This window comes from Amycolatopsis sp. NPDC004378, assembly GCF_053602455.1.
Genome location: NZ_JBSGDR010000022.1, coordinates 37,046 through 56,768, shown reverse-complemented (window position 1 = coordinate 56,768; position 19,723 = coordinate 37,046). Strand labels below are relative to the sequence as shown.

The window sequence follows — 19,723 nt, the reverse complement described above, 5'->3', positions numbered from 1 at the left end:
GGCGAGGCCCGCACGCCCTCCTCCAGTCGAGTACTCCGGCCCGGCACTGGGGCAAACCGGTTGAGTGGATGCTGCCCGGGTTGGCGTCCCGGGCCGGCCGACTCGCCGGTGAACCGCGGTCACGTCTGCCGGTGCGGACCGGAGGCAGATCCTCGATCAGGGCCCACTGATCGTTCCGGTCCGGTGGACGGGCGATCCACTCCGGCCACGACACTGTGATCACCTGCACCACAACAACATCGACTACCGGCCCGATGTGTCCCAGGCGGCCCGGATCGCTGCCGCCTCGCGTTCGGCTTGGCGCTTGCCGATGCCGAGAGCCTGGGCGGCGATCTTCGGGTCCAGCATGTTCACCGGCGGCTCGAGTTCGCTGAAGGCGGGCTCGATGGCGACCAGCCGGGTGTTTTCGCGCAACTGGGCCACTTCGGCGTCCGCCCTGATGTCCGTAGCGTCCCGAGTGCTGTCGACTACGTCATCGGGAGAACCGAGGGGATGGCAGGACACGATCACGAGAAGGTCGCTTGGCGGGGCCACCGTGGCATTCAGGTGGTTGAGGAGGCCGCCGTCCATGTAACGGACTCGGTTTATGGTCACCGGCGGGAACAGCTTTCGGAGCGGAACCTTCCGGCGACCGTTTTCCTGAAATTCACCCTGGACTGCGCTACCGGAGTTGAGGTCGCCGTCGACCCCGCCGGCTCGGCAGTGCTCGTTCGGCAGGCGGCCTCGCGCGATCAGCGCATCGCCGCGGCTCAGGTGCAGATCCTCAAGACTCCCAAGACTTTGCGCCTCACCCGACCCGACGGGACCGTGAGCACGCTCGCCGTCCGGCCGGGCGCCTGAACGGCTGATTACCGCTGTTCAGCCGGTCGACATCGACTGGCCGCCGCGTTCGTCGAGTACCAGCTGACGTCGGGTCAATGAGACGGTGCCGAACTTGGCCGCCATGCCGGCTGACGCCTCCGGGGAGCATCCGAACAGAAGCCGCCCCGGGGACGCGGGTCCCCGGGGCGGCCGGTCTGCTTCCGCTCAGCTCACGGTGACCGCGGTGTCGTCGAGGACGAAGGACGTTTGTCTCGTGTAGTCCTCGGCTCCTGTGAACTTGAGGGTGATCTGCTGGCCCGCGTAGGGGGCCAGATCGAAGGTTTTCTGGCTGTAGCCGGTGTTGTGATCCAGGTTGGAGTACGTCGCCAGTGTCGCCGCGACAGTTCCCGCGCTGGTGAGCACCTGCACCTTGAGCGTGTCGTACTTGGTGGTCGTCGTGGTTTCGGCTGTGTCGATGTGCTGCCAGTAGCTCAGCTGGTACGTGGAGCACCCGGACGGCAGGGTGACGGGCTGGGACAGCGTGTCGGTGTGCGCCGAGCCGTAACCGTCGAGCCAGGCGTCCCAGCTGCCGGTGTGGGCGGGTTCGGCGGTCTTGCTGGCGATCACGCCGGGCGTGGTCGTCCACGGCGCCGCGCTTCCGGTTTCGAAGCCCGGGTTGCCGAGCAGCTGCCTGGATGTGCAGCCGCTGGGGGTGGCCGGCGCCTCGGCGCTCTGTGCGCCCTCGCCGATCGAGTTCACGGCGCTGACCCGGTAGTAGTAGGGCTGTCCGTTGGTGAGACCGCCGTCGGTGCACGAAAGCACGGCGCCGAGGTTGCCGCAGCCGCCAGTGGTCAGCAAGGTTTCGCCGCCGCTCGCGGTACCGCGGTACACACGGTAGGACGTGATGTTGACGCCTCCGTTGCTCGCGGGCGCCGTCCAGTTCAGCGTCACCTGGCCGTTGCCCGGGGCGGCGGTGAGACCGGTGGGTGCGCCGGGTGGGGCCCCGGCGATGGGCGACGCGGTGACCTGCACGGTCGAGGTGGCGGTCTTCGCGGGCGACGCGCTGTCGGTCACGGTGAGCGTCGCCGTGTACGTGCCGGCGTTGTCGTAGGTGTGGGCGGGGTTCTGCGCCGTGCTCGCCGCACTGCCGTCACCGAAGTTCCAGCTGTAGGAGTACGCCGGTGTCCCGCCGGTGGCAGTTCCGCTGAACGCGACGGTCAGCGGAACCTGGCCGGACGTCGGTGCGGCGGACGCGGAGGCCGCGAGCGGCTGGCCGACCGCGCCGACTGCCACGGCGACGCTCGACGTGGCCGTGTGCGGCGGCGAAGCGCTGTCGGTCACGGTGAGCGTCGCCGTGTAGTTACCGGCCGCGTTGTAGGTGTGACTGGGATTCTGCGCCGTACTGGCCGCCGACCCGTCGCCGAAGTTCCAGCTGTAGGCGTACGGCGCCGAGCCGCCGGTCGCCGAGCCCGTGAACGACACGGTCAGCGGCGCGTTCCCGGTCGTCGGCGACGCGCCGGCCGTGGCCGACAACGGGGTGGCGCCTTGGATCCACAGGTCCTCCAGCGGGTCCCCGAGCGCGGCCTGGTCCGCGGAGGTCATGGGGAAGGTGGTCAGGCTGAGGTTGCCGTTCGGGTCGATGGCGCCGGGCGAGACGTTCTGCAGGGTGCGCTCCATCGCGGCCAGCACGTTGTTGGTGCTGTAGGCGACGTGCGAGACGTAGCCCTGCTTCATGTACTTCGGCGAAGCGACCACGACCGTCGGCACGCGGTAGGTGTTGCTGATGTGGTCGGGGCCGTTGCTGCCGTTCTGGGTGTCGTCCTCGGTCACCACGATCACCGTGTTGTCCTTGTACGACGTGTTGTTCATGAGCGAGTCGACGACCTGTTTGGTGACGGCGTCGTTCTTCGGGATGTCCTGGTAGGTCCCGGGGTGGTCGTTGAACAGCTCGACGTAGGAGTAGGCGGGCAGGCCGTTCGTGGAGACGTAGTTCAGGAAGCCGTCGCCGATGACCTGGTCGTCGTCGTTCTGCGCCTTGCAGGTGTAGTTGTTGTAGTTCAGCAACTCCGGCACGGACGTGCCCGGCCGGTTGACCGGGAGCACCTCGGGCTTGCCGGTACCCGGGTTCTTCCACTCGCCGCTGCCGCTGCTCAGCATCCAGTAGAAGTCACCGTTCATGACGTACGGGTACGGGCCCGTGCCCGTCGTCGTGCCGGTCTGCGTCGCGCACGGGTCCGTGCCGAGGCCGCCCGGACTCGAGACGCCTTTGAGGAAGCGGTCGAACTGCGTCCCGGTGGTGGCCGGGTAGGGCTGCTGCTGGGAGCTGGACTGGGACTGGGCGGAGAAGAGCCACCAGTGGTTCGGGCCGCTCGGCGGCTGCGTGCCGGTGCTGTAGGCGTCCATCAGCGCGTTGTTCTTGGCGAGTGTGTGCAGGTTCGGGACCGAGCCGATGTGGTTCGTGCTCTGCACCGCGCCGTGGCAGCCGGCCTGCACGGTGGTGGCGCAGTCACCGAGGTAGTCGTCGAAGGTGTGGTTCTCCCGGACCAGCACGACGAAATGGGTGAACGGCGGGAAGTAGGGCGCCAGAGGATTCGACGCGGTCGTGGCCAGCGGCTGCACGAGGCCCGACCGGTTCGCGAAATTCTTCGGTTGCGGGAACTGCGTGAATTCGACGCCGGGTGCCGCGAAGGTCGCGCCGCTGCAGTCGTAGTCGTCCCCTTTGTAGGACTGTGGCCGATTTCCTTCCGGAAGGTCTTTGGCGTCGTCCGGGTCGCCGCCCGGCTGCCAGTTCTTGAGCGTGCACGAGCCGACGCCCGTGTGCGGCCGGGCTCCCGCGCTGACCGGGCCCAGTCCGAGCCCGCCCAGCAAGAGCACGACACCTGCGATGATCGCCAACCGCGACTTCCGTCTGTTCATGGGTTCTCCCCGGCAGAGTCCTCGGCGAAACGGCGGTCGACGGCCGCCGAAATGGCATGGTCCGGACCGGAACTGCCCACCACAACCACCCTCAGTCTGGAATTCCTGCCGTAGCCGCTATTTTTAGCGTCCGCTAACTTTCGGAGCGCTCTGGCTTTGATTCGGAAACGTCGTGTCGACCGCTTCGACCCCGGAGATTTCCGCGTACGTCACCCTGGAGACGTTGCGCTCTCGCCAGCGGCCGTGCTTGAACCTTCGTCGGCGACAGCGTGAACACGCGCCGCGCGATGGTGGCGCACGTGAACCCGGTGGCGCTTTGAACAACGTGGTCGGTTCGGCCGCGAAGTCGCCCCTTCAGGACAACCCCTGCCAACCCATTTCCACCGGAGTTCGGTAGCCGTTCGATGGCCTCCGGCCGTCCGGTCACTTCAACCGGCAAGGACAGTCTTCCCGGCAAGACGTTTACCTGCCGTGAGCAATTCTCTTGCCTAGTTCTCACCTTCGTCCATTCCGGACAGACAAGGTTTGCCTCACCTCTTTGAGGACAGGCTTTCCTGAGTTACGGTCATCGAGCCAGCCCGTTTCGACACCTTCAGGAGCTCGCATGTCGCCCGCCCAGATCGCCCTCCTCGGCGCCGTCTCGGGGTTGACCATCTTCCTCGGCCTCCCGCTCGGCCGGCTGCGGGCGGAGCTGCCGCGCACGAAGACGCTCCTCAACGGCACGGCCACCGGCATCCTGATCTTCCTGCTCTGGGACGTCCTCGCTCACGCGTGGGAACCAATCGACACCGGGCTGAGCAAGGGTGAAGTCGGCTCCGTGCTCGGGAACGGCGCGGTGCTGGCGGTCACGTTCGGCGCCGGGCTGCTCGGCCTGGTCCATTTCGATCAGGCCGCCGGCCGCACCGCGTCCCGACGGCGGGCCTTCGGTCCCGGCGCCGCGGCGGTCGGCGAGCTCAGCGCGCCGGCCGTGCGCGACCCGGGCGCCCGGCTGGCCATGACGATCGCCGCCGGCATCGGGCTGCACAACTTCGCCGAAGGCCTCGCCATCGGCAGTTCGGCCGCCGCGGGCGAACTGAGCTTGGCCGTGCTGCTGGTGATCGGGTTCGGCCTGCACAACGCCACGGAAGGCTTCGGCATCGTGGCCCCGCTGACCGGCAGTCGACCTTCCTGGGGCCACCTCGCGTTGCTCGGCCTCATCGGCGGCGGCCCCACGTTCCTGGGCACTCTTGTCGGGCAGGCCTTCGTCAACGACACCCTCTCGATCGCGTTCCTCGGCCTGGCCGCCGGATCGATCCTCTACGTCGTGATCGAACTGCTCTCGGTGGCACGCAAGGCAAATCTCAAGACCACCACCACGTGGGGCCTGTTTCTCGGCCTGTTCCTGGGTTTCGCCACCGACGCGGTCATCACCGCCGCCGGGGCGTGAACTCCGTCTCATGCAGATGGCCAGACTTGTGAAAGTCCCTTGAGGACAAGTCGAGCGATCACTCTGCACCGGCCGGGGAGCAGGGCAGGATCGGTGGCCGAGCGCACATAGGTTCTCCCTGCGGTCGCGGATGCGCGCACGGCGAGGAGATGGCCATACTGGCGGCATGCGGATCTTGATCACCGGGGGAACCAGCGGTCTCGGATGGGCGATGGCGAAGGCGCTTCGCGTCGACGGGCACCACGTCGTGCTCACCGGGCGTGACGCGGATCGCGCGGCGACGACCGCTGCCGAGATCGGTGCGAACGGGATCGCGATGGATGTGCGCGACCCGGTCTCGGTGCGGGCCGGGCGTGACCGGGTCCTCGACCTGTTCGGCGGGCTGGACGTGCTGATCAACAACGCCGGAATCGGGATGCGCACGGTCAACCCGCGGTTCCTGACCGAGCCGCAGCCGTTCTGGAAGGTCTCCGAAGCCGGGTTCGACGAAGTGGTCAAGACGAACCTGACCGGCTACTTCCTCGTCGCGAAGGCTTTCGTGCCCGACCTGCTCGCTTCGCCGGACGGCCGGATCATCAACGTCACGATGAACCACGAGACCATGCGCCGCGCCGGGTTCGTCCCTTATGGCCCGTCCCGTGCCGGTGCCGAATCACTCTCCCGGATCATGGCCGCCGACCTCGCAGGCACCTCCGTCCGGGTGAATCTGCTGCTCCCCGGCGGCGCCACGGTCACCGGAATGATCCCGGACGGCTCGGTCGACACCTCGAAGCTGCTCCCGGCGGACGTAATGGCCGCGCCGGTGCGCTGGCTGTGCTCGCCCGCAGCCGACCAGGTGCACGATGAACGCGTCGTCGCCACCGAGTTCGACGACTGGCTCCGCCACCGGCGAAGCTGACCTGCCGGCCCCACCCGGGCGGCGGGTGCCAGCACGCAGCGGTAGCCGCGTCGGCGGCGCTGATCACGGTCTGGCTGGTCGTCAGAAGGCCGTCGCCGCGGCGTCGGCCACGGTCTGGTCCTGCTCGCCGCTGCCGCCGGTGACGCCCACGGCGCCGACGATCCGGTCCCCGTGCCGCAGCGGGACCCCGCCCGCGAAGATCATGACGCGTCCGTTGTTGGAGGCGTTGATCCCGAAGAACTGCTCACCGGGACCCGCGCTGGCGGCGAGGTCGGCGGTACTGATGTCGAAGGCCCGGGACGTGAAGGCCTTGTTGATGGAGATGTCGACGCTCCCGATCCAAGCCTCGTCCATCCGGATGTGCGCGACGAGGTTGCCGCCGGCGTCGACGACGGCGATGTTGCTGGGCGAGCCGATCTCAGCGGCCTTGGCCTCCCCCGCGGCGATGACTCGCCGGGCGTCCTCCAAGGACACGGACTCCGTCTTGATGGTCATGACCAGGGCCTTCCTGCTGTGAGAACCGGTGGCGAACCCACAGATTGGTGTCGTCCGACCCCGTGCGCCTCCGCCCGGCGGGCCGAACCTCGCCTGCTCCGATGCGCACGGCGGGGCCAGCCCCAGGACTACCCCAGCCGGGGACGCCACCCGGCCCGACAGGTCGACAACCACGCTCGATATCGGGCCCGGCGGGCTGATGCGCCGTCCGCCCACACCACCCGATGCTGAATCCGGTCCGGCGATCGAACGAACCGCAGGAGGTCGACATGTCCGTCACAAAGGGGCTGCTGGTGACGCTGGAAGCGCAGCCGGGCAAGGAAGCCGACGTCGAGGAATTCCTCAACACCGGCCGCTCGCTGGTCGAGGACGAGCCGGCCACCTACCCCTGGTTCGCCGTCAAACTCGGACCGACGACCTACGCGATCGTGGACTTCTTCCCCGACGACGCCGGCCGGACGGCCCATCTGGAGGGCAAGGTCGGCCAAGCACTCGGGGCGAGGGCCGCCGAGCTGTTCGCGAAGCCGCCGGACATCGCGCAGCTCGACGTGCTGGCTTCGAAGCTGACGTGAAGGGGACCGAGGACAGCCCCGAGGCGCCTTCAGGAGCCGACGGTCGCGAAGGTGTCGGTCACCCAGTCGGCGATGAAGGTGCTGACATGGGGCAGGTGGTCGAGTCCGATGTGCTCGGTCGCGCCCTCCTCCGCGGTGAACACCCGCAGTTCCCGCCGGGGTGAGTTGACGGCTTGGTCGTAGGAGCGGTGGGCGTACTCCAGCGGGATCTGCCGGTCGTTCTCGCCGTGGGCGACCAGGAAGGGGACGGTGATCTTCTCGACCACGCCGTCGAGGTGCACGCCGTCGGCGAAGGTGATGAACGTGTCCAGGTCGTCGTGGCCCCACACCCACAGCACGTGCTCCCAGTAGTGCGGGACCGGTCGTTCACCTTCGCGTTCGAGGCGGCGGCGCTGGACCGCGCCCCAGTTGTGGTTGGCGCCCCAGGCGACGCAGAGCGCGAACCGCTTCTCGAACGCCGCGGCGCGGGGTGCGTAGTAGCCGCCGAGGGACCAGCCGACGATCCCGATCCGGGCTTTGTCCACTTCGGACCGCGTCTCGAGCCAGTCCACGGCCGCGCCCGCCCAGGCTTCGGCGTCGATGCGGGCGGTGAGTCCCTGCAGGCGCAGGGCTTCACCAGTGCCGGGCTGGTCGAGCATGAGGCACGTGATCCCCCGGTCGGCGAGTTCGCGCCAGTGCGCCGAGGTGTACATGTGTTCCTTCGTCGAGTCCAGGCCGTTGACCAGGACGATCACCGGCGCCGGCCCGGCATCGGTGGCCGGGGCGAGGGAAAGGTAGGCCGGCAGCGTCGTGCCTTCGTACGGGATCGCCACCCGGGAGATCCGCCGGTCGCGCAGGTCGAAGGCCTTCTGCGCGAGTTCGAGGACCCGGCGGTAGGTGGGCAGCCGGTTCGGGTCGGAGTGGGCGAGCATGCGCTCGGCCTGGCAGAGGTAGTTGGTGGCCCGGAAGTACAGGTCGCCCGCCGTGCGGGTGTGCCCGGCCTGCTCGGCCTGCCCGGCCTGGGCCACGAGCTGGTCGGTGAGCGCGGTCCAGGCCCGCAGGAAGTCCGGCGTTCCGGCATCCGAGCCCCGGGCCGCGGCTTCGCGGAGGGGCCGGCAGGCGCGGTCGACCTCGTCGATCAGGCCGCCGCTGTTGAGCGCGGCCACCACGCCGAGATTCCACACGTAGTTGCCGGGGAAGTATTCGAACACGGGGTTCCCTTCAGGTTCGGGCGGCTTCGCTGATCGACTTGACGCCGCCGTGCGCGGTCATGCCGCCGTCGACGGGGATCTCGGCGCCGGAGATGTAGGAGGCCGCGTCACTGATCAAGAACGCGGCGAGCGCGGCAACGTCCTCGGGGGTGCCGGTGCGGCCGAGCGGGGTCTCGGCGACGTTCGCGGCCCGGAACCCGGGTGGCGCCGAGGCGGTCATCGGGGTGTCGATGTACCCGGGGTGCACGGCGTTGACGCGGATGCCCCGCTCCCCCAGCTCGAGGCAGGCGGCCTTGACGAAGCCGCGCAGGGCCCACTTGCTCGCGGTGTAGGCGAGTGGGTAGTGCCCGGTCAGCGCCGCGGCCGAACCGGTCACGACGATCGACCCGCCGGACGGCATCAGCGGCACCACCGCCTGCACCGCCCGCAGGACGCCGCCGACGTTGACGTCGTGCACGTGCGCCAAGTCCGCGGGGTCCAGTTCGCCGAGCCGCGCCCGCCAGGTGACCCCGGCCGCCGCGACGAGCCCGTCGACTCGCTCGAGGCCCGCGGTGAGCCCGGCCCAGCCGGCGTCGTCGGTGACGTCGAGCCGGTGGTGCTCGACGCCGGGCAGACCGGGGTCTTCGGCGCGGTCGACCCCGATCACCCGGACGCCGTCCGCGGCCAGCAGCCGCGCGGTCGCCGCGCCGATGCCCTGGCCCGCACCGGTGACGACCACGACCTTGCCGGTCACCTCGACCGCTTCCGCGGCCGGGGCCGGGCCGGGCGGACCGGCGGCAGGTCGAGGCCGGGAACGACGGTGTTGCGGATCGTCCCGATGCCTTCGACCGTCATCTCCACGACGTCACCGGGCCGCAAGGGCTCCTGCGTGCCACCGCGGCCCCACAGCTCCGCCAGGCAGCCGCCGTTGCCGCAGGTCCCGGAGCCCAGGACGTCGCCGGCGCGCAGCCGCGTGCCCCGGCCGGCGTAGGCGGCCAGGTCCTCGAACGGCCAGCCCATGTTGGACAGCAGGTCCTGTCCCGCTTCGACGCCGTTGACCGCCACCCGCATGTCCAGGGCCAGGAAGCCGTCCGCATCGCGGTACGGCTCGAGTTCGTCGGCCGTGACGAGCCACGGCCCGAGCGTCGTCGCCGAGTCCTTGCCCTTCGCGGGGCCGAGGTTGACCTTCATCTCGCGGCGCTGGAGGTCGCGGGCGGACCAGTCGTTGAGGATCGTGTAGCCGAAGATCCCGTCGGGGCCCAGGACGGCGGCGACCTCCAGTTCGAAGTCGAACAGCCGGGAGCCGGGCGGAACCGGAACGTCGTCGTGCGCGCCGATCAGGGCGGCGGGGTTGGTGAAGTAGAACGTCGGCGCCTCGTACCACTCCGGGGGCACGGGACCCGGCGCGACCATGCCCTCGACGTGCTCCTCGAAGGCGACGAAGTCCCGGACGCTCGGCGGGGCGAGCGGCGGCAGCAACCGCACTTCGGCCAGCGGCACGGACGGCCCACCGGCGACAGGCCGGGCGCCGCGGACCACGTCCAGCACGGTCACCCCTGCGGGGAACGCGTGGACGCCGTCGCCGGCCACGACGCCCGCGTGCACGGTTCCGCCGTGCTCGTAGGTGGCGAAGCGCATCAGACCGGGGGCGCCACGAACAGGCCCTTGTCGGGGTCGTTGAACGATTTCCGGGCGACGAACTCGTTCATCGCGTTCGCCGTGCCCCACTGGTCGGACACCTCGGGGTCGCTGAAGTCGTGGACGTGCGGGTGCCAGGTGTCCTCGTCGACCAGCTCCAGCTCGGTGGTGTACTCCATCGTGTTGCCGTGCGGGTCGAGGAAGTAGCTGAACGTGTTGTTGCCCGCGAGGTGCCGACCGGGTCCCCAGATCTTCTCGATGCCCGCGCGCAGGAGCCGTCCGGTGCCGCGCATGTACTCGTCGAGCCCGCGCATCTCGAACGACACGTGGTGCAGCGACGGGTGCGGGCAGCGGGCGATGGCCATGCTGTGGTGCCACGAGTTCACCCGCAGGAACCACATCATCTCCCCCATGCGCGGGTGCATGAGGACGTCGGACAGCCGGAACCCGAGGTGCTTTTCGTAGAACGCCCGGGTGGCCTCCGGGTTCGCCGAGTTGATCACCACGTGCGACAGGCGGACCGGGATCGGCTCGCCGGCCTCGATCCTGCGGTGGGCGCGGACGGCGACGTCGGCACTGATCTCGATGGTGCGGCCCTCGTTGTCGAAGAACCGGAAACCGTAGCCCCCGCCCGGGGTGTGCAGTGTCCGTGGCTCGTGGACGAGGGTCACCCCGGCAGTGGCCAGGCGGGCAGCAAGACTGTCTACATCGGACGGTGTGGCGACGCCGAAGGCGATCAGGTCGATCCGCTTGTCGTCGGCCTGGCGCAGCCGCACCACGTACTGCTCGGGCGAGCCTTCCGCGGCGAGGAACGCGACGCCGGTGTCGGTGTGCTCGGTCTTCAGGCCCCAGGCGCCGGTGTAGAAGTCCTGCTGGCGGGACAGGTCTGGCACGGCGAGGTCGACGTGCCGCAGGTGCGTGATCATCTAGTTCTCCTCCGGAAGGGGTTCAGGCGGGCTCGACGACGAGAGCGGAGATCCGGGCGATCAGCCCGGGAACGTCGCCTTGCTCCCGGTCCAGGAGCCACTGTCCGAGTTGGACGGACGCCTCGACCACCGTGGCCGCTCGCGCACAGCGACGTTCGGCGAACCGGGCCCAAACGCGGTCGTCGAGGGTTTCCGACGCCAGCAGCAGTTCGGTCAGCACCGCGGCGTCTTCGAGCGCTTGGGCACCGCCCTGGGCCAGGGTGGGCGGGCAGGAGTGGGCGGCGTCGCCGATCAGCACCACCCGTCCCCGGTTCCAGGGTGCAGGGAGGGCGTGGGTCTCGAACAGGGTGTAGTTGACCCGCGACGCATCGGTGAGCGTGGCCCGGACGTCGTCCCACGGACCGTGGTACGGCGAAGCAAGCTCGCGCATGGTCGCCAGTTGTTCCGCCGGGGACAGGCCGCTGCGGTCCTGCGCGGCCTCGACGACGTAGGCGTAGAGCGTGTCCTCGCTGGTCGGGCAGTACCCGGCGATGTAGGACGGCCCGCCGTAGAACAGATCCGTCCGGGTCACCGAAGCCGGACGCGGGCCGAACGCGCGCCAGATGCCCATGCCCGTCGGCCGGATCGCCGGGTCGACGCCCAGCAACCGGCGGACCGTCGACCGGATGCCGTCGGCGCCCACGACGAGGTCGTAGCGGCCGGCCGAGCCGTCGGAGAACGTGACGTCGACCCCGCCGGCGTCCGGCACCAAAGCGGTGACCGTGCACCCGAAGCGGATCTTGACCCCGGCCGAACCGGCGCGCTCGTGCAGGATCCGCGCCAGGTCCGGCCGGGGCATCCCCACCGTGGCCGGCAGGTCGGGGCCGCCGGTCCGGACGTCGGGGAGCTCGGCGAGCAGCGTCCCGGCGGGGTCCGGGGCACGCAGGCCAAGACTGTCGAAGCCGTATCCGTGCGCCTGCACGGCGTCCCAGACGCCGAGCTTGCGCAGCTCGCGCAAGGCGTTGCCCTGCAGGGTGATTCCGGAGCCGATGGCGGCGGTGTCCGGCTTGATCTCGATCAGGTCGACGGCGACGCCGTGGTCGGCGAGGTGGATCGCGGCGGCCGTGCCGGCGAGGCCGCTGCCGACGACGAGGACGGTGTGCACGGCGGGCATGGGACTCCTTCGTCCGGTCCGGGAGCTACTTGACGGCGACCGGGGCGACCGGCGCGCCGACCGCCCCGGTCACCGGCAGCGGGTCGGCGGTCAGCCAGAACTCGTACCGGCCGTCGGCGGCGCAGTCCGCGGCCAGGGCGTCGAGGTCCCACATCTCGCCGAGGAACAACCCAATGTGCGGGATGGCGACCTGGTGCAGCGGCTGGAAGGCGTCGTCGAACTCGTTGGGCCGGACCTCGAACCCCCAGGTGTCGGTGGCGATCGCGGCGATCTCGTTGTCGTGTAACCATTCCGCGGTGGTGAACGACAGTCCGGGCGCGGGCCCGCCGGCGTAGTCGCCCCAGCCTTCGCGCCGGGCCCGGGCGAGCCGTCCGGTCCGCACCAGGAGCAGGTCGCCGCGGCCGACGTGCGCGGTTTCGCCGTGCGCGGCCATGGTTTCCTCGAGGTGCGCCACGGTGATCGCGAACCCGTCCGGCAACTCGCCGTCCGTGCCGAGCGCGCGGCCGACGTCGAGCAGGACCCCGCGCCCGGCGATCCGGCCGGACGCGGTCTCGATCCCGGTGACGCGATCCCCTTCGCTGGTCACGACGTCTCCGGCCCGGCGGCCGTTCCACGCCACGCCGTGGTCGAAGATGTGCCCGAGCCCGTCCCACTGCGTCGACGCCTGCAGCGGCATGAACACGACGTCGTCGGCCCCGCCGATCCCGTGCGGGAAGCCCTGGGTTCCGCGCTCGGCGTCCAGGCCGGTGTCCAGCATCGTGTGCACCGGGTTCGTGCGGCGGCGCCAGCCCTTCTGCGGGCCGTCGGCCTCGAACCGCTGCGCCAGCGAGAAGCTGACGCCGCGCCTGGCCAGGGCGGCCCCTTCGCGGCGCTTGGCGTCGTCGAGGAAGTTCAGGGTGCCGAGGACGTCGTCGGCGCCCCAGCGGCCCCAGTTCGAACAGCGCTTGGCGGCGGCGGCGATCGCGGCTTCGGGATCGGTGCGGTCCATGCCGCTCACGGTGCGGCATGTCACAGCATCAGGGAAGACGAAATAGCTAATGCGGACTATCAGTCCGGTGGATAACCTCAGGTGGTGAACCTCGCGAGCCTGGACCTGAACCTGCTGGTGACGCTGGACGCGTTGCTGGAGCACCGCAGCGTGAGCCGGGCCGCCAAGCAGGTCGGCCTCAGCCAGCCCGCGGTCTCCGCGCAGCTGGCCAGGCTGCGCCGGCACTTCGGCGACGAACTGCTGGCCCGGTACGGCAACCAGTACCGCCTCACCCCGCTGGCCGTCCAGCTGCGTGGCCGCGTGCAAACGGCGATCAACGGCGTCGAGCGGGTCTTCGCCGCCGAGCCGGACTTCGACCCGGCGACCACCTCCCGTGAGTTCTCGCTCGCCATGACCGACTACGGCGTCGCAGTCCTCGGCTCCCCGCTGGCCGCTGCCTTGGCACGGGAGGCACCCGGCGCGCGCGTGCGGTTCATCGCCAACACCCCGGCCGTCGTCGACAACGCCCGCCAGGTACTCACCGGCGTCGACCTGCTGGTCCTGCCGCACGGCTTCCTCGAGGGCCTCCCGCACCAGGATCTCCACCGCGACGACTGGGTCTGCCTGGTGGACGCCGGGCACCCCGCGGTGGCGCACGGGCTGACGGTGGAGCAGCTGCGGACCATGCCGTGGGTGGTCACCTACCACAGCCCGACCGCGTCGACCCCCGTCGTGCGGCAGATGCGGATGCTCGGCATCGAACCGCACGTCCAGGTCGTCACGGAGAACTTCCTGACGGTGCCGGGCCTCGTCGCCGGCACCGGCCGGGTCGCGCTGCTGCAGCGACGGCTCGCCGAGCGCATCCCGGCCGACACGAACGTGCGGGCGCTGGCCTGTCCCTTCGACGCCGGGCCGCTGCTCGAGGCGGTCTGGTGGCACCCGATGTACGAGCACGATCCCGAGCACCGCTACCTCCGCGAACTGCTGACGCGGATCGCCGCCGGCGTCGCCGGGCATCCACTGCGCTGATACCGCGGTTCGCCAGAAGTGATTTCCGCTTGCCCGCCGCGGAATTCACACTTTCGGCACCTTCCCTGGACCAACGACGGAATTCAGGTGCCGAAATGCCCGAAAGCCCAGCCGTGAACCTGTCATCAGCGGCCTCTGCCACCGGCCAAGGGGCGACCGCCGGCCCGGTCCAGCTGCTCCTCCTGCTGGCCGGGAGCTGCCTGTCGGTGCTCGGTGCCGTCCTCATCGCGCCCGTCCTGCCGCAGCTGTCCCGGGCATTCGCGGACACGCCCGGCGCCGCGGTCATCGTCCCGATCGTGCTGACCGCGCCCGCGCTGCTGATCGGGCTGACCGCGCCGTTCGCCGGTGTCGTCGCCGACCGGACCGACCGGAAACGGTTGCTGCTCGTGGCCATGCTGGCCTACGCCGGGTTCGGAACCGCGCCCCTCTACCTGGACTCCCTCGGGGCGATTCTCACGAGCCGGGTGCTCGTCGGGCTGTGCGAGGGCGCGATCATGACCTGCTGCACCACCCTCATCGGCGACTACTGGTCCGGCGCACGCCGGGCACGTTACCTGGGCCTGCAGACCCTGGTCGCCACCTTGTCAGCCACCGCGTTCCTGGCGCTCGGCGGTGCTCTCGGCGCGTCCGGCTGGCGCACGCCGTTCTGGCTGTACGCCCTCGCCGCCCCGCTCGCGATCCCCATGGCGCTCAAGCTTTGGCAGCCCACGCCGCCCGGCGAGCCGGGCGGACACCCGGCGAAGCTGCCCTGGCGGCAGCTGGCCGCGCCCTGCCTCGTCACCCTGTTCGGCGGCGTCGTCTTCTACGCCCTGATCGTCGAACTGTCCTTTGTGCTCACCGGCGTCGGCGTGACCGCCACCGGGACCATCGGCGCGATCTCCGCGGTCATGTCCCTGGCGACCGCCGCGGGAGCGATCGCGTTCACCCGGATGTCCGGTAAAACACCCCGGACCCTGCTGCCCGCCGAGTTCGGTCTCGCCGCCGCGGGTCTCCTCCTCGTGTTCGCCACCGCCTCACCGGTCGTCATCACGATCGGCTCGGTCTTCACCGGCTTCGGCACCGGCATGCTGCTGCCCACCCTCCTGACGTGGGCGGTCAACCGGCTCACCTTCGACCAGCGAGGCCGCGGTACCGGCCTGTGGACCGGCACGCTGTTCGTCGGCGAGTTCGCGTGCCCGCTCGCGCTGGCCGCGATCGGTGCCGGCACCGGCGGACTCCAGGGCGCGCTCGCCGTCCTCGGCATCGCGTCCACCATCGCCGCGGTCCTGACCGCGTTCCTGCTGCGGCACGACAACCAGCCGCTGAACGGCTGACCGGATTTGCGCAGCACAACCGTTCGGACCGCGGCCGCTCCGCCACTCGCGCAACGTCATCGCTCGCGCACTCACCCGCGGAACGAGCTGAGCCGCGGGGCCCGAACCGAGAACGGACCGGGCGACGACGAGCCAACCGACGTCGCCCGGCGCCCTGGCGGCTTCCGCCGAGGAGACCCGGCCTGGCTGCCAAGTCAGCCGGGTAGCCGGAGAACGCCGTCCACCCGCCGGGGCACCGGCCGGGCGGGAGTGTCGCGCAGTTCGTCCGGCAACGCCTGCTCAGGCGCGTCCTGCCACGTCACCGGCCGCAGGAAGCGGCGGATCGCGGTCGCGCCCACCGAGGTGAACAGGCTGTTCGTGGCGGGCCACGGTCCGCCGTGGTGCTGGGCCCAGCCGACCGCGACGCCGGTCGGGTAGCCGTTGAAGACCAGTCGCCCGGCCGTGTCCCGCAGGGCGCCGATCCACCGTGGCGGGGCTTCCCGCGCACCGAGGTGCACCGACGCGGTCAGCGACGCCGGCAGGCGCCCGATCACGGCCGTGAGTTCCTCCTCGGTGCGGTAGCGCACGAGCACCGTCGCCGGGCCGAAATACTCCGCGAGTGCCTGCTCGGGCAGGGCGCTCGCCTCGACCGACACCAGCAGCGGAGCCACCCGGAAGCCACCTTGCCCAGCGTCGCCTTCGGCCACTGTGGACACCTCCGGCGCAGCGCGGAGCCGGTCGGTGTCGGCGAGGTAGGAGGCGTGGATCCGCTCGTTGAGCAGGGGCACGACGTCGGTGCCCTCGAGCCCCTGCGCCGCGGCGGCGACCACGGCGTCCCCGGCGGCGCCGGCCGGGATCAGGACGAGCCCCGGCTTGGTGCACAACTGGCCCGCGGATCCGGTCACCGACGCGGCCAGCCCGGCACCGATCTCGGCCGCCCGCTCGGCCGCGGCGGACTCGGTGACGACCAGGGCGTTGAGGCTGGACAGCTCGCCGTAGAAGGGGATCGGGTCGTCGCGGCCGTTGACCGCGTCCAGCAGTGCCCGGCCGCCGCTGAGCGAGCCGGTGAAGCCCACCGCCCGCACCGCCGGGTGGCGGACCAGGGCTTTGCCGGCCGTCAGGCCGAACACGATGCCAATCGTGCCCTCGGGCGCGCCGGCTTCGGCGGCGGCGTCCCGCAGGATGTCGTGGACCAGCCGGGAGGTGGCCGGGTGCGAGCCGTGGGCCTTGACCACGACCGGGTTGCCCGCGGCGAGCGCCGACGCGGTGTCCCCGCCGGGCACGGAAAACGCGAGCGGGAAGTTACTCGCACCGAACACCGCAACCGGCCCGATCGGGACCAGCATGCGGCGCAGGTCGGGCCTCGGGCCCATCGGCGTCGAGTCGCTGTGGTCGATGGTCGCCTCGAGGTAGCTGCCCTCCTCCAGGACGTCGGCGAAGAAGGCGAACTGGTAGATCGTCCGGGTGAGCTCTCCGCCGAGCCGGGCCGCGCCGAGTGCGGTCTCCTGGTCGGCGATCGCCACGACGTCGTCGCGGCGGCTCTCCAGGGCGTGGCCGAACGCGCGCAGCAGCGTGGCCCGGCCGCTGCGGCCGAGCGCGTCGAGGGCGGGGGCGGCGGCCTCCGCCGCGGCGACGATCCGCCCGACGGCGGCGGCGTCGCTCGGCGGTTCCCCACCGGGCAGTGCGGCGCCGGTGCGCGGGTCTCGTCCGGTGGTCAGGGTGGCGGTCACGGTACTCCTTCAGTGATCAGGGGCTCCGGCTCAGGTGGTGGTCCAGCCACCGTCGACGAGCAGGATCTGGCCGGTGACGTAGTCCGACGCCGGGGCGGCGAGGAACACGAACGTGCCGGCCAGGTCCGCGGGCGTGGCGAACTGCCCGAGCGGGATCCGGGCCCGGAGCCGTTCGGTGCGGTCGGCGTCGCCGTAGATCCACGGCGACGCCATGTCCGTGGCGACGTAGCCGGGCGCCACCACGTTCGCCCTGATCCCGTAGGCCCCGGCCTCGCTGGCGAGGCTGATCGTGTACTGCGCGACCGCGCCCTTCGTGGTCGCGTACCCCGTCCGCCGTTCCAGGCCGCGGACCGAACCCAGCGAGCCGACGTTGACGATCTTGCCGTAGCCCCGCTCGATCAGCTGGGGCAGCAGGGCCTGCGTGACCTCCACGGTGCCCCGCACGTTCACCCGCCACAGGGTGTCCAGTTCGGCCGCGGTCAGCTCGGTGATCGCGGACCGCACCATCACCCCGGCGGCGTTGACCACCACCGTGACCGGCCCGGCGGCGGCCGCCGCGGCGCGGACCCGTTCGCCGATGTCGTCCGCGGTGACGTCGGCGAGCAGGGTGTCCACCGCGGCGCCCGCCTCGGCCAGCTCGGCCGCCGTCGAAGCCAGCTCCGCCTCGAGCCGGTCGACCAGCAGCACCCCGGCCCCCTGCCGGGCGAGCGCCCGCGCCGCCGCCTTCCCGATTCCGCGCGCGCCACCGGTCACGACGGCGACGCTGCCCCGCAGGGAAAACAGGCCCTCAGACAACGCCGGCCTCCCGGAGCCCGGTGATCTCCTCGGCCGAATAGCCGAGCTCGCTCAGCACCGCATCGGTGTGCTCACCCAAATCGGGCGGCGGGGTCCGCAGTTCCGGTTCGCCCGAGCTGAACCGCACGGGATGTTTGAGCATCTTCACCTTCCCCGCCCGGGGGTGCTCGAACTCCAGCACCGGATCCAGGTGCGTCACCACCGGGTCGGCGAAGACGGCGTCGTAGTCGTTGACGGGCGCGCACCAGATCCCGTGCTCGCGGAACAACGCGAGCAGCTCCTTCGCGGAGCGGTCGCGCAGCACCGGGCCGAGCGCACGCCGGATCTCTTCACGCCGGCTGAACTTCACCGCCGGGTCCAGGAACTCCCGCAGTTCGGCGGGATCACCGAGCGCCACGCTGATCTTGGCGACCGGGCTGAGCGACAGCGCGATGTGATCGTCGGCCGTCTCGTACACCCCGTAGGGCGCCTCGTGGAAACTGGAGCCGAGCGGCTCGGCCGGGCGCTCCACGAGGCCGCCGTTGAGGTGGTACACCACGGGCTCCAGCTGCAGGTCGAGCGCCGCCTGCACCATTGTCGCCTCCACCCGCTGGCCCTCGCCGGTGCGCTGCCGGTGGTGCAGCGCGGCGAGGATGCCCATGGCCAGCAGCGCCGCGGCGTGCTGGTCGACGACGGCCGCGCCCGCCGGGGTCGGCGGGTCACCGGCCCGGCCGGTCGCCGCGGCCAGCCCGGTCATCGCCTGCAGGAGCAGGTCCTGACCGGGCAGGTCGCGGTAAGGGCTGTCGGAGCCGTAGCCGGACCCGCAGGCGTAGATCAGGTCAGGGCGCAGCTCCGACAGCTTTTCGTAACCGACGCCGAGGCGGTCGAGCACGCCCGGCCGGAAGTTGTCCACCACGACGTCGGCGCTCGACGCGAGCTTAAGCGCGGCTCGCTGCCCTTCCGGCGACTTCAGGTCGATCGTCACGCTTCGCACGTTCCGGTGCGACAGCAGGAAGAAAGCGCTTACCCCTTCGACGTAGGTGTTGCCGCCGGACCAGGACCGCTCGTACGCGCCGCGCCCGGGTTGCTCCACCTTGACCACGTCCGCGCCGAGGTCGCTGAGGTACTGCACGCTCGCCGGGCCCAGGAGGAACTGGGTGAACGCGACGATCTTGACGTCACGCAGGATCTGCAGGGGTTTCATGGTTTCTCCTTCAGGAAGCCGCGCACGGCCTGCTGCGCGCGCTCGGTCGCGAAAAGCGGGCCGCCGAGACGCCGCTCGGCGGCCAGCCCCGCGTCGACGCCCTCGGTCAGGCTCGTCCGGACCGCGGCCTTGATGGCACGGGTGGTGGCGCCGGGTGCGGCGGCGATCGACGCCGCCAGCCCGGCCACCGTCTCGCGCAGCCGGCCCGCCGGCGCCACCTTGTCCACGAGCCCGTACGCCAGCGCCTGGCCGGCGGTGATCCGCTCGGTGGACAGCAACAGCAGCTGCGCCCTGGCCGCGCCGACGAGGTGCGGCAGCCGGGCGGTGCCACCACCACAGGGGACCAGCCCGAGCCCCGCCTCCGGGAAGCCCAGGTGCGCTCCTTCGTCGGCCACCCGGATGTCGCAGGTCAACGCGAGTTCCAGGCCGCCGCCGAGGGTGTGGCCGTGCACGGCGGCGATGGTCGGCTGCGGAAGGTCGGCGAGCGCGGCGAACCAGCCGTGTTCGAGATCGGCGCGTTCGAAGCCGCCCGCCTCGTCCGAGGGGAACTCCCGGACGTCGGATCCGGCCGAGAAGGCCCGGTCCCCCGCCCCGCGCACCACGACCACCCGGCAGGACTCGTCCCCCGCCAGCCGGCGGGCGTGCGCCGCGAGCTCGGCGCGGACGGCGAGCGTGAGCAGGTTGAGCGGTGGGTTGTCCACCACCAGCTCGGCCACGCCGCCTGCCAGTCCGC

19 protein-coding genes are annotated in these 19,723 nt (G+C 71.0%); 6 read left to right on the top strand and 13 right to left on the bottom strand.

The genetic code is table 11. From position 1 onward, the window contains the following. Positions 1–243 precede the first annotated feature (243 nt). Positions 244–570 (bottom strand): hypothetical protein, encoded by a 327-nt coding sequence (locus ACWEN0_RS40875; RefSeq protein ID WP_451985816.1) that lies wholly within the window; start codon positions 568–570, stop codon positions 244–246. Between ACWEN0_RS40875 and ACWEN0_RS40870 the strand changes: the two genes are divergently transcribed. Further along, positions 547–840: a hypothetical protein gene (locus ACWEN0_RS40870; RefSeq protein WP_451985814.1), complete on the top strand. Its 294-nt coding sequence runs from the start codon at positions 547–549 to the stop codon at positions 838–840. The genes ACWEN0_RS40875 and ACWEN0_RS40870 overlap by 24 nt on opposite strands. Positions 841–1,026: 186 nt before the next feature. Here ACWEN0_RS40870 and ACWEN0_RS40865 read toward each other — a convergent pair whose 3' ends face one another. After that, positions 1,027–3,717 carry a PKD domain-containing protein gene (locus tag ACWEN0_RS40865; protein WP_451985812.1) on the bottom strand — a complete coding sequence of 897 codons (2,691 nt, stop codon included), beginning with the start codon at positions 3,715–3,717 and terminating at the stop codon, positions 1,027–1,029. 604 nt (positions 3,718–4,321) lie between these two features. Here ACWEN0_RS40865 and ACWEN0_RS40860 point away from each other — a divergent pair. Then, a complete protein-coding gene (locus ACWEN0_RS40860) occupies positions 4,322–5,143 on the top strand; it encodes a ZIP family metal transporter (protein WP_451985810.1) in 822 nt (273 codons plus the stop codon). A gap of 166 nt (positions 5,144–5,309) precedes the next feature. Continuing rightward, the gene (locus ACWEN0_RS40855; RefSeq protein WP_451985808.1) at positions 5,310–6,041 is read left to right on the top strand and encodes an SDR family NAD(P)-dependent oxidoreductase; all 732 of its coding nucleotides are present in this window, start codon (positions 5,310–5,312) and stop codon (positions 6,039–6,041) included. A gap of 81 nt (positions 6,042–6,122) precedes the next feature. Here ACWEN0_RS40855 and ACWEN0_RS40850 read toward each other — a convergent pair whose 3' ends face one another. Then, positions 6,123–6,536 carry a GlcG/HbpS family heme-binding protein gene (locus ACWEN0_RS40850; protein WP_451985806.1) on the bottom strand — a complete coding sequence of 138 codons (414 nt, stop codon included), beginning with the start codon at positions 6,534–6,536 and terminating at the stop codon, positions 6,123–6,125. Positions 6,537–6,805: 269 nt separating this feature from the next. Here ACWEN0_RS40850 and ACWEN0_RS40845 point away from each other — a divergent pair, with 269 nt between their 5' ends. Next, positions 6,806–7,108, top strand: coding sequence for a putative quinol monooxygenase (locus ACWEN0_RS40845; RefSeq protein WP_451985804.1), 303 nt, complete (start codon positions 6,806–6,808; stop codon positions 7,106–7,108). A 29-nt stretch (positions 7,109–7,137) separates the two neighbouring features. On the opposite strand, the gene ACWEN0_RS40840 is transcribed toward ACWEN0_RS40845, so the two are convergent. Genes ACWEN0_RS40840 through ACWEN0_RS40815 form a run of 6 tightly spaced genes read right to left on the bottom strand, consistent with a single transcriptional unit; the run spans position 7,138 to position 12,982 of the window. Then, entirely contained in the window at positions 7,138–8,298 is a 1,161-nt protein-coding gene (locus ACWEN0_RS40840) for an alpha/beta hydrolase family protein (RefSeq protein ID WP_451985802.1), read from the bottom strand. A 10-nt stretch (positions 8,299–8,308) separates the two neighbouring features. Beyond that, positions 8,309–9,031, bottom strand: a complete 723-nt coding sequence (locus ACWEN0_RS40835; protein ID WP_451985800.1) for an SDR family NAD(P)-dependent oxidoreductase — start codon at positions 9,029–9,031, stop codon at positions 8,309–8,311. Next, on the bottom strand, positions 9,028–9,915 hold the full coding sequence (locus tag ACWEN0_RS40830; RefSeq protein ID WP_451985798.1) for a fumarylacetoacetate hydrolase family protein: 888 nt from the start codon (positions 9,913–9,915) through the stop codon (positions 9,028–9,030). Before ACWEN0_RS40830 ends, ACWEN0_RS40835 begins: the two co-directional genes overlap by 4 nt. Beyond that, a complete protein-coding gene (locus tag ACWEN0_RS40825; RefSeq protein WP_451985796.1) occupies positions 9,915–10,841 on the bottom strand; it encodes a VOC family protein in 927 nt (308 codons plus the stop codon). The genes ACWEN0_RS40830 and ACWEN0_RS40825 overlap by 1 nt, the downstream gene beginning before the upstream one ends. Before the next feature lie 22 nt (positions 10,842–10,863). Further along, complete coding sequence (locus ACWEN0_RS40820; protein WP_451985794.1) at positions 10,864–11,994, bottom strand: FAD-dependent oxidoreductase; 1,131 nt, start codon at positions 11,992–11,994, stop codon at positions 10,864–10,866. 25 nt (positions 11,995–12,019) lie between these two features. Continuing rightward, a complete protein-coding gene (locus ACWEN0_RS40815) occupies positions 12,020–12,982 on the bottom strand; it encodes a cyclase family protein (protein WP_451985792.1) in 963 nt (320 codons plus the stop codon). A gap of 84 nt (positions 12,983–13,066) precedes the next feature. Here ACWEN0_RS40815 and ACWEN0_RS40810 point away from each other — a divergent pair, with 84 nt between their 5' ends. Together ACWEN0_RS40810 and ACWEN0_RS40805 are read left to right on the top strand one after the other, a co-directional pair. Then, a complete protein-coding gene (locus ACWEN0_RS40810; RefSeq protein WP_451985790.1) occupies positions 13,067–13,990 on the top strand; it encodes a LysR family transcriptional regulator in 924 nt (307 codons plus the stop codon). Positions 13,991–14,085: 95 nt separating this feature from the next. Continuing rightward, positions 14,086–15,303: an MFS transporter gene (locus ACWEN0_RS40805; protein WP_451985788.1), complete on the top strand. Its 1,218-nt coding sequence runs from the start codon at positions 14,086–14,088 to the stop codon at positions 15,301–15,303. Positions 15,304–15,497: 194 nt separating this feature from the next. Here the strand turns inward: ACWEN0_RS40805 and ACWEN0_RS40800 are convergent, their stop codons facing one another. The 4 genes from ACWEN0_RS40800 to ACWEN0_RS40785 are packed head-to-tail and all read right to left on the bottom strand — an operon-like array spanning position 15,498 to position 19,706. Continuing rightward, positions 15,498–17,012: an aldehyde dehydrogenase family protein gene (locus ACWEN0_RS40800; protein ID WP_451985786.1), complete on the bottom strand. Its 1,515-nt coding sequence runs from the start codon at positions 17,010–17,012 to the stop codon at positions 15,498–15,500. A gap of 30 nt (positions 17,013–17,042) precedes the next feature. After that, positions 17,043–17,807 (bottom strand): SDR family NAD(P)-dependent oxidoreductase, encoded by a 765-nt coding sequence (locus ACWEN0_RS40795; RefSeq protein ID WP_451985784.1) that lies wholly within the window; start codon positions 17,805–17,807, stop codon positions 17,043–17,045. Beyond that, a complete protein-coding gene (locus tag ACWEN0_RS40790; protein ID WP_451985782.1) occupies positions 17,800–18,990 on the bottom strand; it encodes a CaiB/BaiF CoA transferase family protein in 1,191 nt (396 codons plus the stop codon). Before ACWEN0_RS40790 ends, ACWEN0_RS40795 begins: the two co-directional genes overlap by 8 nt. Then, positions 18,987–19,706, bottom strand: coding sequence for an enoyl-CoA hydratase/isomerase family protein (locus tag ACWEN0_RS40785; RefSeq protein WP_451985780.1), 720 nt, complete (start codon positions 19,704–19,706; stop codon positions 18,987–18,989). The genes ACWEN0_RS40790 and ACWEN0_RS40785 overlap by 4 nt, the downstream gene beginning before the upstream one ends. Positions 19,707–19,723 lie beyond the last annotated feature (17 nt).

What these genes read in the sequence shown, in the direction of transcription:
- ACWEN0_RS40875 (WP_451985816.1), bottom strand. Translation starts at nt 570, where the DNA reads ATGGACGGCGGCCTCCTCAACCACCTGAATGCCACGGTGGCCCCGCCA.
- ACWEN0_RS40865 (WP_451985812.1), bottom strand. Translation starts at nt 3,717, where the DNA reads ATGAACAGACGGAAGTCGCGGTTGGCGATCATCGCAGGTGTCGTGCTC.
- ACWEN0_RS40860 (WP_451985810.1), top strand. Translation starts at nt 4,322, where the DNA reads ATGTCGCCCGCCCAGATCGCCCTCCTCGGCGCCGTCTCGGGGTTGACC.
- ACWEN0_RS40855 (WP_451985808.1), top strand. Translation starts at nt 5,310, where the DNA reads ATGCGGATCTTGATCACCGGGGGAACCAGCGGTCTCGGATGGGCGATG.
- ACWEN0_RS40850 (WP_451985806.1), bottom strand. Translation starts at nt 6,536, where the DNA reads ATGACCATCAAGACGGAGTCCGTGTCCTTGGAGGACGCCCGGCGAGTC.
- ACWEN0_RS40845 (WP_451985804.1), top strand. Translation starts at nt 6,806, where the DNA reads ATGTCCGTCACAAAGGGGCTGCTGGTGACGCTGGAAGCGCAGCCGGGC.
- ACWEN0_RS40830 (WP_451985798.1), bottom strand. Translation starts at nt 9,915, where the DNA reads ATGCGCTTCGCCACCTACGAGCACGGCGGAACCGTGCACGCGGGCGTC.
- ACWEN0_RS40825 (WP_451985796.1), bottom strand. Translation starts at nt 10,841, where the DNA reads ATGATCACGCACCTGCGGCACGTCGACCTCGCCGTGCCAGACCTGTCC.
- ACWEN0_RS40820 (WP_451985794.1), bottom strand. Translation starts at nt 11,994, where the DNA reads ATGCCCGCCGTGCACACCGTCCTCGTCGTCGGCAGCGGCCTCGCCGGC.
- ACWEN0_RS40815 (WP_451985792.1), bottom strand. Translation starts at nt 12,982, where the DNA reads ATGGACCGCACCGATCCCGAAGCCGCGATCGCCGCCGCCGCCAAGCGC.
- ACWEN0_RS40805 (WP_451985788.1), top strand. Translation starts at nt 14,086, where the DNA reads ATGCCCGAAAGCCCAGCCGTGAACCTGTCATCAGCGGCCTCTGCCACC.
- ACWEN0_RS40790 (WP_451985782.1), bottom strand. Translation starts at nt 18,990, where the DNA reads ATGAAACCCCTGCAGATCCTGCGTGACGTCAAGATCGTCGCGTTCACC.